This is a genomic window from Pseudoalteromonas sp. T1lg88, assembly GCF_002964765.1.
GTDB lineage: Bacteria > Pseudomonadota > Gammaproteobacteria > Enterobacterales > Alteromonadaceae > Pseudoalteromonas.
This window is the reverse complement of the sequence record NZ_PQCF01000026.1, coordinates 112,746-126,505: the sequence shown is the minus strand read 5'-3', so window position 1 is coordinate 126,505 and position 13,760 is coordinate 112,746. Positions and strand designations below refer to the sequence as shown.

The window sequence follows — 13,760 nt, the reverse complement described above, 5'->3', positions numbered from 1 at the left end:
AATTGGCAATAAAAAAGAGCAACAGCATCATGTTCTTAGCTATCTATAAGTTATGCGTAATCAGCTTCCCAAGTGGTTAAATGACTTCTATGATTATTGGGTTATGATCGATCAATCCAAATAAATTAGCCAATCACATTAACCGCAGCCGCTTTATGCTCAGGCGCTAAATGTGCAAACCTCAGCGTCATATCTAAGTCACTATGCTCTAACAGCTCGCGTACATTGCTTAAGTCCACAGATGCCTGATCTTCCCTTAAACAACTAGACACCTTTTTTTACGTTGATTTTGGGTGTAAAAAAAGGTGTTTTTTTCCTTAAAAATAAGTTGTTAATTGGTCCCTAAGAGCCATTTTAGGCTGTTTTTAGGTGCTGCAGGGGCCGCCATCTTATTGTGCCGCGAAGTAGGCCGCTAAATCGTCACTGCCACCTATATGCTCACCGCCAATAAAGACTTGCGGTACGGTTTCACGACCTGTGATAGCCTTTAAGCTGGTAAGCGACACACTGTTACCCAGGGTGATCTCTTCAAACGCCAGCCCCTTTTCTGTCAGCAGATTCTTTGCCTTGGTACAAAAGGGGCAGCCGGGTTTACTGAACAGGCTGACCGGTTGAGGTTTTACCTGTTGCGGGTTGATGTACTCCAGCATGGTATCGGCGTCGGACACCTCAAAGGGGTCGCCGGGCACATCCGCTTCGATAAACATTTTCTCAACCACGCCATCTTTAACCAGCATGGAATAACGCCAGCTGCGCTTGCCAAAACCAAGGTCATTCTTATCGACCAACAAGCCCATGCCATCGGTAAATTCGCCGTTGCCATCGGGCAGCAGGGTAATATTGCCGGCCTCCTGGTGCTGCGCCCAGGCATTCATAACAAAGGTGTCATTTACCGAAACACAAACTATGTCATCGACGCCGTTTTGTTTAAACACCGCGGCTAATTCGTTATAGCGGGGCAGATGGGTGGACGAACAGGTTGGCGTAAAGGCACCGGGCAGGGCAAAGACGATCACGGTTTTACCGGCAAAACTATCTGCACTGGTGCGTTTTTGCCATTGGTCATTCTCACGAATGGCAAAGGTGACATCGGGTACACGTAGGCCTGTGCTGTTTTTAAATTGGCTCATTAGTTTTAGTCCTTCTCTAAATCAATGAGCCTAGTGTGCCAAAGTAAGTTTAATCATTAAAATGCTTTAAACTGATTGAGGTGATCGTTTTTTTGAATTGAATTGGTAGCGCCTGCACTCGCCCCGGCACGTGCATTTTCATGTTTATTTGTTGCTATTTAAGGTGAATCCTGTGTGCCATCCAGGGTTATTTTTAAGGTGATTTTGGCTGCAGTATTGGTGCGCTTGAGGCAGTGATTTCCAGCGCTGAGACTAGGTTGAATAAAGGGGTAAATGGACCCGACATATTCCCCCTTGCTAGAGATCAAAGTTTTACCTGCAATTTTTCGCATTAGCTTAGCATTATGGTAGACTAACGCCCAATTTTAAGCATTGAGAATCCCTGTTTGTGCTACACGTTGACGCAGTCACTTGTATAAAGCAAGAGCGATGTTTGTTCGAAGACCTGAGTTTTACCCTAAAGTCGGGCGAGATCATGCAGTTAGAAGGTCCTAACGGTGCCGGAAAAACCTCGTTATTACGTATTTTAGCGGGCTTCGCCGAGCCTATGCAGGGGCAAGTAAAGTTTAATCAGCAGTGTATTGGTCGTAATTATGACGAGTACGCCGAGAATGTGCTGTTTATCGGCCATAAAACCGGCGTCAACACTGCGCTTAATGCCTTAGAAAATTGCCATTTTTGGCTCAATACCCATGGTCTTGAAAGCGGCTTAGATCTCTACGAGGTACTTGCCGACCTGGGTCTGGTTGGTCTTGAAGATGTGCCGGTGCGCCAGCTTTCTGCCGGGCAGCAGCGCCGCGTAGCCCTGGCGCGTTTATGGTTAAATCGTGCGCCCTTGTGGTTATTGGATGAGCCCTTCACCGCGGTGGATAAAAAGGGTGTGCAATTGCTGCAACAGCGTTTTGCCGAGCATCTCGCCTCGGGCGGTGCTATTTTGCTGACCAGCCACCAAGACCTTACCGCGCACTTTGATAAGCTCATCAAGTTGCAGCTGGAGTATCGCATTTGATAGCACAGAACCATTCATACTGGCGCGTGTGGGCCAGCGTATATAAAAAAGATGTTCGTTTGGCGTTTCGCCAGCGCAGCGACATTATCAATCCGTTATTGTTCTTTTTAATCGTTATCACCCTGTTCCCGCTGGGCATTGGCCCTGAGCCTAATTTATTGGCGCGCATGGCGCCTGGAATTATCTGGGTAGCGGCCCTGTTGGCGACCATGTTGGGCTTGGACAAGATGTTTCGTGATGACTACCTGGACGGTACCTTGGAGCAGCTGATGCTGTCGCCTTTTCCGCTGTCATTGAGCGTCTCGGCTAAGGTGGCCGCGCACTGGACGGTAACCGGCTTGCCCATGGTTATTCTAGCGCCGTTGTTTGCGCTTTTGATGAATTTACAATCGCAGGCTCTAAGCGCCATGATGCTGACCCTGCTAATTGGCACGCCGCTGCTGAGCTTGATTGGTGCCATCGGCGCCGGGCTCACCGTGGGCCTGCAAAAGGGTGGGGTACTGCTTAGTTTATTGGTCCTGCCGCTCTATATACCCGTATTAATTTTCGCGACCTCCGCCATAGATACCGCCAGCATGTCCCTGGCTTATGGCGGCCAGCTTGCGATTCTAGGTGCATTTTTAGCCGTGGCTATCGTGCTTGCGCCTATTGCCGTTTCATCAGCATTGAAAGTGAGTATTAACTAATGTGGAAGTGGTTACATCCCTACGCTAAGGCCGAAAGGGCCTATCAGTTGTGTAACACCCTGCTGCCCTATTTTGCCGTGATCGCCGTGCTTGGCATCCTGGTGGGCTGGGTATGGGGGCTGGCCTTTGCGCCTGCGGACTACCAACAAAAAGACAGCTATCGCATCATCTTTATTCATGTGCCGTCGGCCATCTGGTCTATGGGCGCCTATTCGTCCATGGCTATCGCTGGCTTAGTGGCCCTGGTGTGGCAAATTCGCAATGCCCAGTTGGCGGTGATTGCCATTGCTCCTGTGGGTGCGGCCATGACTGTGATTGCTTTATTGACCGGTGCTGCCTGGGGTAAACCCATGTGGGGTGCCTGGTGGGTATGGGATGCCCGTTTAACCTCAGAGTTGATTTTGTTGTTTTTATACCTGGGTGTGATTTCTCTTTATCATGCCTTTGAGGACAAGCGCGCCGGGGGTAAGGCGGCGTCTATTCTTGCCCTGGTTGGCGTAGTAAATCTGCCGATTATCCATTTCTCGGTGGAGTGGTGGAACACCCTGCACCAAGGTGCAACCATCACCAAGTTTGATACCTCGGCCATAGACTCAAGCATGTTCTGGCCCTTGATGATCAATATCCTTGGCTTTGCCGGTTTCTTGGGGGCGGTGACGCTAATTCGCCTGAAAACAGAAATCCTAAAAAGCGAGCAACATCGCCCCTGGGTTAAAGCTCTGGCGGGAGGCAAATAAGATGCAGTTTGAGAGTCTTTCAGAATTTTTTGCCATGGGTGGCTACGCCTTTTACGTGTGGTTATCCTTCGGCAGCTGTGCGTTAATTATTATCGCCCTGGTGGTTAGCTCTATCCAGGAAAAGCGTAAGTTATTACAACAGGTATCGGCACAGAGTGCTCGTGAGCAACGTATTGAAAAAGCTAAGCTGGCTAAGCAGCAGGAGTCGCAATCATGAACCCAAGACGTAAAAAACGCCTATTAACTATTATCGCTTTGTTATTCGGCCTATCTAGCGCCGTGGGCCTGACTTTGTACGCGCTGCAAGAGAATATTAATTTATTCTATACTCCGAGCGAGCTTATCAACGGCAAGGGCCCAGAGCTTGAAAAACCAAGCGTGGGACAAAAGCTGCGTATCGGCGGCATGGTAGTACCAGGTACGGTTAAACGCGATGATAACTCTTTATTCGTTGAGTTTAAGTTGATCGATTCCGGCCCCATGGTAACCATTCGCTATAAAGGCATTTTGCCGGATCTGTTCCGTGAGGGGCAGGGCATAGTGGCACAGGGCACCCTGATTGAAAGCGATGTGATCGAGGCATTCGAAGTGCTGGCTAAGCACGATGAAGAATATATGCCTGAGGAAGTCGCCGAAGCGGTGAAGGGCATTAAGCACCACAAACCTACTTATAATAACAACGGCAACTAAGTTATGATCCCAGAGCTCGGTTATTTTTCATTAACCTTGGCAATGGTGCTTTGTGTGCTGTTGTTTATTTTTCCCATGTGGGGCGCGCACACAGGCAATTTACGTCTGATGCGTGCGGCACCGTCGTTGGCGGTGGGTCAGTTTATCTTTGTGCTGCTTTCTTTTGCAGCACTGATTTACGCCAGTCTTACCGATGACTTCACAGTGGCCTATGTGGCCCATCACTCAAGTAGTACCTTGCCTTGGTATTACAAGATCACCTCGACCTGGGGCGGTCATGAAGGGGCTATCCTGCTGTGGCTGGTGATGCAGGCCGGCTGGACGGCGGCGGTGGCGCTGATGTCCAAGTCCCTGCCTTGGCCATTGCGTGCCCGAGTCCTCGGTGTGCTGGGCTTTTTGGCCGTCGGCTTTATGCTTTACACCCTCTTGATGTCGAGCCCGTTTGACCGCCTGTTGCCTTATTATCCGGTGGAAGGACGAGACCTGAACCCGCTGTTGCAAGACCCGGGCATGATCATTCACCCGCCACTTTTGTATATGGGCTATGTGGGGCTGTCAGTTTCCTTTGCCTTTGCCATTGCGGCACTTCTCACCGGTCAGCTGGATAACCTTTGGGCCAAGTGGTCGCGCCCCTGGACCATGGCGGCCTGGGGCTTTTTAACCCTGGGTATCACCATCGGCAGTTGGTGGGCCTATGCGGAGCTTGGCTGGGGTGGCTGGTGGTTCTGGGATCCGGTAGAAAATGCCTCCCTGATGCCTTGGCTGGTGGCCACGGCGTTACTGCATTCATTAGCGGTGACGGAAAAGCGCGGTATCTTTAAATCATGGACAGTGCTTTTGGCCATTGCCGCCTTCTCATTGAGTCTATTGGGCACCTTTATCGTGCGCTCGGGCATTATTGTTTCGGTACACGCTTTTGCCTCGGACCCGGATCGCGGCATGTTTATCCTTGCCTTTTTGGCCATAGTCGTGGGTGGCGGGTTAACGCTTTATGCCCTGCGCGCCGGTCATGTATCGAGTGAAGGTCGCTATAGCCTGTTCTCTCGCGAGGTGGCACTGTGGCTGAATAATATTCTTCTGGTGGTGGCGACGCTTATCGTTTTACTAGGTACGCTCTTGCCTATGATCCACAAGGAGCTGGGTCTGGGCTCGATTTCCATCGGTGAACCCTTCTTCAATCAGATGTTTACTTATTTAATTGTGCCTTTTGCTTTATTGCTGGGTGCAGCGCCGCTGCTGCGTTGGAAGCAAAACAAGCTGAAGCAAGTGGCGGGTAAATATGGGTTAGGCGTAGTGATTGCCCTGGTGCTTACCGCCGCCTGGTTGTTTAGCAGTTTTGCCAAGGTCAGTGCTTTAACCTTTATGGCCACCGCATTGGCGCTGTGGATCATGGTGATGAGCGCTCAGGATCTGCTCCAGAAAACCGCGCAGGCGCAATCAATCAAGCGCTTAGGTTTAAGCTATTGGGCCATGCAATTGGGTCACATCGGCCTGGCGCTGGTGATTATGTCTGTGGCCCTGACTTCGGCCTATTCAACCGAGCGTGATGTACGTGTTGTGCCCGGCGAGCAGGTGGCCTTAGGTGGTTATGATTTCCGTTTCGATGGCGTTAAAGCCATTCGCGGACCAAACTACACCGGCCATGCCGGAGTGGTGACCGTATTTAAAGAAGGTGAGCTGGAAACCGTATTGCACGCGGAAAAGCGTCGCTACGATATCGGCATGCAGTTTATGACCGAAGCCGCAGTAGATGCTGGCCTGAGCCGAGATCTTTATCTCGCCCTGGGCGAGCAGCTCACCGGTGGCGCCTGGTCATTGCGCATTTACCATAAACCCTTTGTACGGGTGATGTGGTTGGGCGGTATCTTGATTGCTTTGGCAGGCTTTATCGTCCTCTTTGATCGCCGTTATCGTCGTCGTAATCCCAAGGAGGCACAGGCATGAATAAAAAGTGGTTCGTATTAACGCCACTGGCGGTATTTATACTGCTGTGCGCGTTCCTGTTAAAGGGTTTGTTTTCCGACCCACGTGAGCTGCAAAGTGGCCGGGTAAATCAGGCACTGCCAGCCTTTGATTTGCCGGATCTGATGGAGCCGCAAAAGCGTTGGACCAATGCCGATATGGCCGGTCAAACCTATTTGATCAACGTCTGGGGCACCTGGTGTCCAACCTGCTTGGCGGAGCTGGGTTACTTAACCGAGTTGCGTGAGCGCGGCGTGACCATAGTGGGTTTGTACTACGAGCAGGGTTACGACCCTGATTTCGGCGACCGCTTTGACTTAGCGGCTTTGCAACAGGAAGTGCGGGATATGCTGGCCCGTGCCGGCGACCCTTATCAATTCAATATGCTTGATTTAGACCGCCAGTTTATTTTGGACTTAGGGGTCTCAGGTGCGCCGGAGACCTTCCTGGTCAATGGTGAAGGCAAGGTGCTGGTGCATCACACTGGTGATGTTAACGAGCGAGTGTGGCGTGCCAAGTTTGCGCCGCTACTGGGAGAATAACATGCGTTTTGTGTTTGTATTATTGGCCTTGGTATTTGCCGTTTCCGCTGCCGCGGTGGAAGAAAAGTACGACTTTGCTAACGACGAGCAGGCGGCCTTGTTTGCCGAGCTGACCAAGGAGCTGCGTTGCCCCAAGTGTCAAAACCAGAATATTGCCGACTCAGATGCCGTGGTGGCCAAGGATCTTCGCGAGAAGGTGGAGCAACTGGTTAAAGAAGGGCAGAGCAAGGATCAGGTTATTGATTACATGATCGATCGTTACGGTTACTTTGTGCATTATCAGCCGCCTGTTACCCCTGCTACTATTTTGCTGTGGATTCTGCCCGGTCTGATCGTGGTGGGTGGTTTTGCCTTTATTATTCTGCGCCAGAAAAAGGCGGCGCAAAAAGCAAGTTGGTCTGAGACCGATGAGCAACAACTGCAAAAGTTGATCACGCGCTATAAGCGCAAGGAGTCTGCGTAATGTTGTCATTATGGGGGGCCTTTGCGGCCTTAGCCTTCGCCGCCTTGATATTTGTGTGCTGGCCTTTTTTCCGTCGTTTTGAAAGCGATGCAAACCCAAGCGTTAATGCCGAGCGCATCGATATCTTTGAGCAGCGCCAGCAGGAGTTGGCGGATGATTTAGCGCTTGGGCGTATTTCGCAAACAAGTTTTAATGAGTCGCTACTGGAACTTAAAAGACGCCTGTTGAATGATCTGGCGCCGGAGCAACAGCTGCAAAGCCGCGGTAATAACCGAATTTTGGCATTGACCGGTGCTTCATTTTTGGTGCTGCTTAGCGCTGTGTTCTATTATTTCACCGGTAGTCAGGCGCAGCTACAGGCGTGGGAAAAGGCCATGGTGGAGCTGCCAGAACTGGGTGAGCGCGCGGTGATGGGCAAGGGCGAGCCTCTTGATGCCAATGAGCGTCAGGCCTTGTTGCTTGGTTTGCGTACCCGCCTGGCTAAGGACGGTGATGATGCAGTGGCCTGGCTGATGCTGGGTCGTGTGGCCATGACCTTAAACGATTATGAAATGGCGATGCAGGCGTTCGACAAGGTTTTGGCCATGGACCCTGAAAATATCAGTGCCAAGGTCAGCTATGCTCAGTCGCTGCTGATCAAAGGTGATGATATGGCGATGAATCAGGCGGCCAAGCTGTTGTCGCAGGTGCTGCAGGTGCAGCCACAGAATATCGATGCCATTTCCATGCTGGCCTTGATAGCCTACGAGCGTAAGGATTGGGCCGAAGCCAAAAGCGCCTTTGAGTTGATCTTGTTGACCATGAATGAGCAAGACTCCCGTTATGCCATGGTCAGTGAACGCATTAAAGAAATTGATGCGCGTCTGGCGCAAGCGCAAAACAGCGAACCGACGCATAAGGTGCAGGTACAGGTGACTCTGGCCGATGACATAGCCGATCGTATTCCTCTTAATGCGGTGCTATTTGTGTTTGCCAAGGCCGCAGAAGGGCCTGCTATGCCATTGGCGGTTAAGCGCTTTGAGCAATTCTCTTTGCCCATGACAGTCACTCTGAGTGAGGCAGATGCCATGATGGCGCAATTGAGTTTGCAACAATTTGAGCAAATTCAAGTGATTGCCCGTATCTCAAAGGATGGTGACGTGGCCGTTGAACTGGGTGAGTTGGAAGGTAAATCTCAGCCCTTTAACCGCCATCAGCAACCCAGTGTCGATGTGACCATAGATACCTTGATTCAGTAGGATAGACGATGCTTAAAAAGACTCTAATAACCTTATCGGCACTGCTGCTAAGCGCCTGTGCTCAGGTGCCGGCGGAGAAGGAAGACCCGCGCGACCCGCTGCAAAGTGTTAACCGCCCTATTTATGACTTTAATATGGATGTCCTCGACGCCTATATTTTACGTCCTGTGGCGGTCGGTTATGTGGAAGTGACACCGGCGCCAGTGCGTCGCTCGATCGCCAATTTTACCGACAATATAGGTGCGCCCACGGATGCCATTAACGCTGCGTTGCAAGGCAAGGCGGATCGCACCGGTATCGCCATGGCGCGTTTTTTGGTTAATACCACGGTCGGCATTGGTGGTTTGTTCGATATTGCCAGCAGTCTTGGCCTAGAGCATGTGGATGAAGACTTCGGTCAGACCCTGGGTGTTTGGGGCATAGGTGATGGTGCCTATTTGATGTTGCCGGGTATGGGCCCGAGCACGGCCCGCAACCTCACAGGCGATGTGGTGGATAACTTTGTGTTGCCGGAAATCGCCCTGAGTACGCCGGAAACCATCCTGGTATTTGTGTTGAAAGTGGTAGAAACCCGTGCCTCCCTGATCCCTCAAGAGAGTCTGTTGAATGAGTCACTGGACCCTTATACTTTTGTGAAAGACGTTTATTATCAGCGTCAGCTGTATGAGCTGCACGATGGTAATCCGCCGCTGGTCGAAGAGCCGGAAGCGGAAGAATACGACGATGACTTCCTAGAGAATCTCTAAAAATCAGCAATAAAAAAGCCTGCATTTAGCAGGCTTTTTTATTGCTTCATAGTGGCTTACATAATTGCCTTCATTTGCTCCTGAGCCCATAGAATGGCCTCATGGTAAGCATCGGGCACGCGTTTGGCATCAAGCTTCATCTTATCTATGGTGGCATTGGCTTCTTGCCACTGGGCATGCTCGTATTGTTCAACCAGGGCCAGGTAATCGCCCAATTCCCCCTTGCCGTCGAGCAGCGCCTCCTTGATATCGTCAGCCAGAGGTAAGCGCTCTACTACTTCATTCATGCTTAGATCTAAGATGGCATCAAGCAGCGACATTATGGCCGTTAAAAAGGCGCGCTCCGAGTCGATTTGCTCCGCATGCTGCTTTGCCAATATCTCGGCAAAACGAGCGCGTGTTAAAGACAGGCGTATAAGCTCGGCGGGTTTATCCGATGAGAGTTGGGCGGTATACAAGAGGGAGAGAAACTTTTTGATTTCCTTGTCACCCAGTACCACTAAGGCTTGATTAATACTGGTGATTTCCGTACGACGTTTAAACATGGCCGAGTTGGAATAGCGCAGCAATTTGTAGCTAAGGTTGACGTCGCGCTCGAACACCGCAGTGATCTTGGCCAAATCCAACTCTGTGTTCAAGGTTTGATAAAGCAGCTCAGCCAAAGTTAATTCAGAAGGCGGCAGCGCCTTGCTTTGCACTATTTCCGGTTTAGAGAAGAAAAAGCCTTGGAATAAGCTAAAACCAAGGTCCATGGCATGTTGATATTGTTCATGGGTTTCAACCTTCTCCGCCAGCAGTTTAATATGAGGGAAGGGCTTAAGTGTTTCAATCACTTCCTCAATTTGCTCCACAGGGGTTTGCAAATAGTCGATTTTTATAATGTCGATATAGGGGTAAAAGTGACGCCATTCATTTTGATGCTTGTAGTCATCCAGTGCCAGGGTATAACCGCGCTCTTTCAAATCCTTGATCAGAGCCAGCAGGCGCAGGCTCGGTTGCACCGTTTCGAGGATTTCCACGACGATTTCGTCGCTGCCCATGGTGGTGGCATAGCCCTTGGCCAAGGTTTCCAGGGAGAAATTAATATAGGCGGGCTTGTTGCCGGTTAACTCTTCAAGACCAAAAGTAAACTGACTGCCTTCGATAAGCCGTGAGGTGGCTTGGTCGTCATTGATCTGGGGGAAAACGTTATCAAGACCATCGCGAAACAGGAGCTCATAGCCTACCAGGGATTTGTCTCTATCTAGAATAGGTTGTCGCGCAGCGTAGAAATTCATTTATTACATCCATACCGGTTGCTGATCAGTTAGGGCCCAGTCCATTACAGAGCTATTGTATTTCTAACAATATATGAGAAATTGAAATGGCTTTCACCCAGTACTATATACTTTTGTTACCCCAGAAAAGTACTTTTTACGTTTAAACAACATACTTACTTTTGTTATCGCAATTATGGCGACAAACGCACTAATTGGAGTTGCCCCCGCTCGCCATGCTATAGTATGCGACTCGGTCTTGGTTTATGGCCGAATAAGACAATAACAAATAGCTTTGAGCCAGTGGCCAAGGCACGCACTATTTAGTAGCGCTAAAGTTGGAGGCTAGTTTGGAATTAGGTACGATAATATCACTCGCCCTTTATTTTATTGCCATGCTTGGCATAGGCTTGTACGCCTATAAACAATCGACGGATGATGTGTCGGGCTATATGCTCGGTGGTCGAAATCTGTCGCCAAGTGTTGCCGCCCTGTCCGCCGGGGCTTCAGATATGAGTGGTTGGTTACTTATGGGCTTGCCTGGAGCCATGTATTTATTTGGCTTGAGCAAGGTATGGATAGCCATAGGCCTGGTACTGGGTGCCTGGGCTAACTACTTCCTGGTTGCACCGCGTTTGCGTGTGTACACAGAAAGAGCAAATGACGCCATTACCATCCCGGATTACTTTGCCAATCGCTTCGCCGATAACAAAAATATTCTTCGCGTTATTTCCGCCATCGTCATCATAGTTTTCTTTACCCTTTATACCTCATCCGGCGTGGTTGCCGGTGGTAAGCTGTTTGAGAACTCCTTTGGTATGAGTTATGAAACCGGCTTGTATGTGACTACCGGTGTGGTGGTGCTGTACACCTTGTTCGGTGGTTTCCTGGCAGTGAGCCTGACGGACTTCGTGCAAGGCTGTATCATGTTTGTGTCCTTACTGGCGGTACCGCTAGTCACTTATACCATGCTGGATCAGCCGGTGTTCGAAACGCTAGGCAATGCCAGTTATGACTTGCTGTTGTCCTCGCCCAAAGACAGCGAAGTGCATGCACTGAATATGATGGACTGGTTTGCCGGTGGTTCAACCATTGCCATTATTTCAGCCATGGCCTGGGGCCTAGGTTATTTTGGTCAGCCGCATATTATTGTGCGTTTTATGTCGGTACGCTCGGTGAAGGTAATGCCTACCATGCGTCGTATCGGTATGTCCTGGATGACGCTCTCGGCCATAGGTGCGGTGTTAACCGGTTTATTCGGTGCCGCCTATATGCTGGAAAACCAAATGCCTATCGATGATAAGGAAACCATATTCCTGGTGCTTGCCGAGCTGCTGTTCCATCCCTTGATTGCTGGCTTCTTACTGGCGGCGATTTTGGCGGCCATTATGAGTACCATTTCATCTCAGTTGTTGGTGTGCTCAAGCTCGCTGACCGAGGACTTCTACCGCATCTATGTGCGTCGTGAGGCGTCACAGAAAGAGTTGGTGTTGATAGGTCGTATCAGCGTAGTGCTGGTTGCCCTGTGTGCCATTTATCTTGCCTATGACCGCGACAGCTCTATTTTGGATCTGGTTAGTAATGCTTGGGCTGGCTTTGGTGCTGCGTTCGGTCCTTTGGTCTTGTTTAGCCTGTACTGGAAACGCATGAACCTGCAAGGTGCGATTGCCGGTATGGTGGTGGGTGCCGCCACGGTATTGTTCTGGATTTATGCGCCAATTAGCATTAACGGTCAGAGCCTGAGCAGTCTTATTTACGAGATTGTCCCTGGCTTTATCTTCTCTTGTATTGCCATTTTTGTGGTGTCGCTGGCAACCAAAGAGCCAAGCGAAGAGTTGGTGGCTACCTTTGAGGAAGTAGAAGCTTCGCTGAAAGCGGAGCTAAATTAAGCCTGGGCTTATCGCTTGCTTAGAGACACAAAAAAGCCACCCTTAGTTCGCTAAGGGTGGCTTTTTGCTATCTGGGGAAGTGCCGCCTTATAGCCATTGCAGCGATTGGTTTATGCGACTTTGATATTCATCTATAGGCGCCTGTGCGGCGGCTACCAAGATGGCATCCCCCTTGGGAAAGTGGGAAATCCGTCCGGCAAAACGCTGATCGGAAAAATAGTCATCGCCCAGGTATTGGTTATTGGTCGGGACGATAAATACCGTCATGGGGCCAAACTGAGAATTAAATACCAGATGCAGACTTTTTTGCCCCTTAAAGCGGCAAAAACGAGCAAAGGTCACTTCACCGGGCAGGGCGCTTAATTGGCCACCTAGCTCGGCAAGGCGGGCATTGACCGTGGCCATATCCAGGCGGTCTTGGGCCTCCAGCGAGTCGATTTCGTGGTACACATGGGCCAGAGCATGCTCGCCTATGCTCAGGGTCGGGCTATTAAGCTGATACAAGGCAAAGGTAAACACCAGGGCGACACTGGCAACCAGCGCCAGATACCAGGGACGATTAGGGGAGCGTTTTAGGGGGTGGGTATTCGCGCTCGTATCATCGCTCATGCTTTGCCTAAAAATAATCTTATCGACCAGGTTTTCCGGCACCGACACATTCATGGCTTGGTGCAGCTCCTTATCAAAGCTTTTGAGTTCATTGACCAAACTCATGCGCTCAGGGTTTTGCTGTGCGTACTCAAGCAGCTCTTTGTCTTTATTCTGCGGCTGAGCTAAAAGGCGCCGGCGAAATTCGAGTTCATCCATTGGGGGCCTCATTAAATTTGTCAGGGTTACGAGTTAATGCGTCTTTTAGCTGGTTGCGAGCCCGATATAAGCGCGTCATTACCGTGTTCTTGTTGAGATTAAGGATGTCGGCAATTTCCTCGCCACTGCATCCGGCCATCACCTGCAATATCAAGGGCTCCCTGTATTCGTCTGGTAAGGCCATGATATGTCGCTGCAGCACGGTGAGCTCCATATCATCATCGAGGGCGGTATTGCGCTCATCGACTAATGTGTCTTGCTCGACATCGCTGTAATCAAACTGTTTACGTTCAAAGCGGCGGGCGTTTTCACGGCGCAATATGGTTAGCAGCCACGACTTAGCCGCGCCCTGATCCTGCAAGGAATCCAACGATCGCCACGCTCTTAAAAATGTTTCTTGGACCAGGTCTTCCGCCACAGTGGCATCCTTGCTTAACCAAAAGGCAAAACGATAGAGCTCTTTGTGGTAGACCTGCACCAGCGCTTCATAGCGCTTTTGTTTATCTGCCATGCCCATAAAGACCTGTAATGACGAAAAATTATTTCGTAAAAGGGGAAATTTTTGCACCTGGCTTGCGACGCAGCGCAAACCAGGCGAAAAAGGT

Annotated in this window: 15 protein-coding genes; 11 read left to right on the top strand and 4 right to left on the bottom strand. The window is 50.3% G+C overall.

Annotation, left to right across the window (positions count from 1 at the left end):
* Positions 1–389 precede the first annotated feature (389 nt).
* Positions 390–1,130 carry a glutathione peroxidase gene (locus tag C2M34_RS08535; RefSeq protein ID WP_105258541.1) on the bottom strand — a complete coding sequence of 247 codons (741 nt, stop codon included), beginning with the start codon at positions 1,128–1,130 and terminating at the stop codon, positions 390–392.
* Positions 1,131–1,518: 388 nt separating this feature from the next.
* Here C2M34_RS08535 and ccmA point away from each other — a divergent pair, with 388 nt between their 5' ends.
* Genes ccmA through C2M34_RS08485 form a run of 10 tightly spaced genes read left to right on the top strand, consistent with a single transcriptional unit; the run spans position 1,519 to position 9,203 of the window.
* Entirely contained in the window at positions 1,519–2,139 is a 621-nt protein-coding gene (gene ccmA / locus C2M34_RS08530; RefSeq protein ID WP_105200728.1) for a cytochrome c biogenesis heme-transporting ATPase CcmA, read from the top strand.
* On the top strand, positions 2,139–2,825 hold the full coding sequence (gene ccmB / locus C2M34_RS08525) for a heme exporter protein CcmB (RefSeq protein WP_105213771.1): 687 nt from the start codon (positions 2,139–2,141) through the stop codon (positions 2,823–2,825). Before ccmA ends, ccmB begins: the two co-directional genes overlap by 1 nt.
* Positions 2,825–3,562, top strand: coding sequence for a heme ABC transporter permease (locus C2M34_RS08520; RefSeq protein ID WP_105200727.1), 738 nt, complete (start codon positions 2,825–2,827; stop codon positions 3,560–3,562). The genes ccmB and C2M34_RS08520 overlap by 1 nt, the downstream gene beginning before the upstream one ends.
* A 1-nt stretch (position 3,563) precedes the next feature.
* Positions 3,564–3,779 carry a heme exporter protein CcmD gene (gene ccmD / locus C2M34_RS08515; RefSeq protein WP_105258540.1) on the top strand — a complete coding sequence of 72 codons (216 nt, stop codon included), beginning with the start codon at positions 3,564–3,566 and terminating at the stop codon, positions 3,777–3,779.
* Positions 3,776–4,252, top strand: coding sequence for a cytochrome c maturation protein CcmE (ccmE, locus tag C2M34_RS08510; RefSeq protein WP_105200725.1), 477 nt, complete (start codon positions 3,776–3,778; stop codon positions 4,250–4,252). The genes ccmD and ccmE overlap by 4 nt, the downstream gene beginning before the upstream one ends.
* 3 nt (positions 4,253–4,255) lie before the next feature.
* A complete protein-coding gene (locus C2M34_RS08505) occupies positions 4,256–6,196 on the top strand; it encodes a heme lyase CcmF/NrfE family subunit (RefSeq protein WP_105200724.1) in 1,941 nt (646 codons plus the stop codon).
* Positions 6,193–6,756 carry a redoxin family protein gene (locus C2M34_RS08500; protein WP_105200723.1) on the top strand — a complete coding sequence of 188 codons (564 nt, stop codon included), beginning with the start codon at positions 6,193–6,195 and terminating at the stop codon, positions 6,754–6,756. Before C2M34_RS08505 ends, C2M34_RS08500 begins: the two co-directional genes overlap by 4 nt.
* Position 6,757: 1 nt before the next feature.
* Positions 6,758–7,219, top strand: coding sequence for a cytochrome c-type biogenesis protein (locus C2M34_RS08495; RefSeq protein WP_105258539.1), 462 nt, complete (start codon positions 6,758–6,760; stop codon positions 7,217–7,219).
* A complete protein-coding gene (ccmI, locus tag C2M34_RS08490) occupies positions 7,219–8,457 on the top strand; it encodes a c-type cytochrome biogenesis protein CcmI (RefSeq protein WP_105200721.1) in 1,239 nt (412 codons plus the stop codon). The genes C2M34_RS08495 and ccmI overlap by 1 nt, the downstream gene beginning before the upstream one ends.
* A gap of 8 nt (positions 8,458–8,465) precedes the next feature.
* Entirely contained in the window at positions 8,466–9,203 is a 738-nt protein-coding gene (locus C2M34_RS08485) for an MlaA family lipoprotein (RefSeq protein ID WP_105200720.1), read from the top strand.
* A 56-nt stretch (positions 9,204–9,259) separates the two neighbouring features.
* On the opposite strand, the gene C2M34_RS08480 is transcribed toward C2M34_RS08485, so the two are convergent.
* Positions 9,260–10,480, bottom strand: a complete 1,221-nt coding sequence (locus C2M34_RS08480) for an EAL and HDOD domain-containing protein (protein ID WP_105200719.1) — start codon at positions 10,478–10,480, stop codon at positions 9,260–9,262.
* Between the two features lie 329 nt (positions 10,481–10,809).
* Here C2M34_RS08480 and putP point away from each other — a divergent pair, with 329 nt between their 5' ends.
* Positions 10,810–12,348 (top strand): sodium/proline symporter PutP, encoded by a 1,539-nt coding sequence (putP, locus tag C2M34_RS08475; protein WP_105200718.1) that lies wholly within the window; start codon positions 10,810–10,812, stop codon positions 12,346–12,348.
* An 87-nt stretch (positions 12,349–12,435) separates the two neighbouring features.
* Here putP and C2M34_RS08470 read toward each other — a convergent pair whose 3' ends face one another.
* Both C2M34_RS08470 and C2M34_RS08465 read right to left on the bottom strand, forming a co-directional pair.
* The gene (locus C2M34_RS08470; RefSeq protein WP_158681405.1) at positions 12,436–13,155 is read right to left on the bottom strand and encodes a DUF3379 family protein; all 720 of its coding nucleotides are present in this window, start codon (positions 13,153–13,155) and stop codon (positions 12,436–12,438) included.
* Entirely contained in the window at positions 13,148–13,723 is a 576-nt protein-coding gene (locus C2M34_RS08465) for a sigma-70 family RNA polymerase sigma factor (RefSeq protein ID WP_267894348.1), read from the bottom strand. The genes C2M34_RS08470 and C2M34_RS08465 overlap by 8 nt, the downstream gene beginning before the upstream one ends.
* Positions 13,724–13,760 lie beyond the last annotated feature (37 nt).

What these genes read in the sequence shown, in the direction of transcription:
- C2M34_RS08500 (WP_105200723.1), top strand. Translation starts at nt 6,193, where the DNA reads ATGAATAAAAAGTGGTTCGTATTAACGCCACTGGCGGTATTTATACTG.
- ccmE (WP_105200725.1), top strand. Translation starts at nt 3,776, where the DNA reads ATGAACCCAAGACGTAAAAAACGCCTATTAACTATTATCGCTTTGTTA.
- C2M34_RS08495 (WP_105258539.1), top strand. Translation starts at nt 6,758, where the DNA reads ATGCGTTTTGTGTTTGTATTATTGGCCTTGGTATTTGCCGTTTCCGCT.
- C2M34_RS08505 (WP_105200724.1), top strand. Translation starts at nt 4,256, where the DNA reads ATGATCCCAGAGCTCGGTTATTTTTCATTAACCTTGGCAATGGTGCTT.
- C2M34_RS08480 (WP_105200719.1), bottom strand. Translation starts at nt 10,480, where the DNA reads ATGAATTTCTACGCTGCGCGACAACCTATTCTAGATAGAGACAAATCC.
- C2M34_RS08520 (WP_105200727.1), top strand. Translation starts at nt 2,825, where the DNA reads ATGTGGAAGTGGTTACATCCCTACGCTAAGGCCGAAAGGGCCTATCAG.
- C2M34_RS08470 (WP_158681405.1), bottom strand. Translation starts at nt 13,155, where the DNA reads ATGGATGAACTCGAATTTCGCCGGCGCCTTTTAGCTCAGCCGCAGAAT.
- ccmI (WP_105200721.1), top strand. Translation starts at nt 7,219, where the DNA reads ATGTTGTCATTATGGGGGGCCTTTGCGGCCTTAGCCTTCGCCGCCTTG.
- C2M34_RS08485 (WP_105200720.1), top strand. Translation starts at nt 8,466, where the DNA reads ATGCTTAAAAAGACTCTAATAACCTTATCGGCACTGCTGCTAAGCGCC.
- C2M34_RS08535 (WP_105258541.1), bottom strand. Translation starts at nt 1,130, where the DNA reads ATGAGCCAATTTAAAAACAGCACAGGCCTACGTGTACCCGATGTCACC.
- ccmD (WP_105258540.1), top strand. Translation starts at nt 3,564, where the DNA reads ATGCAGTTTGAGAGTCTTTCAGAATTTTTTGCCATGGGTGGCTACGCC.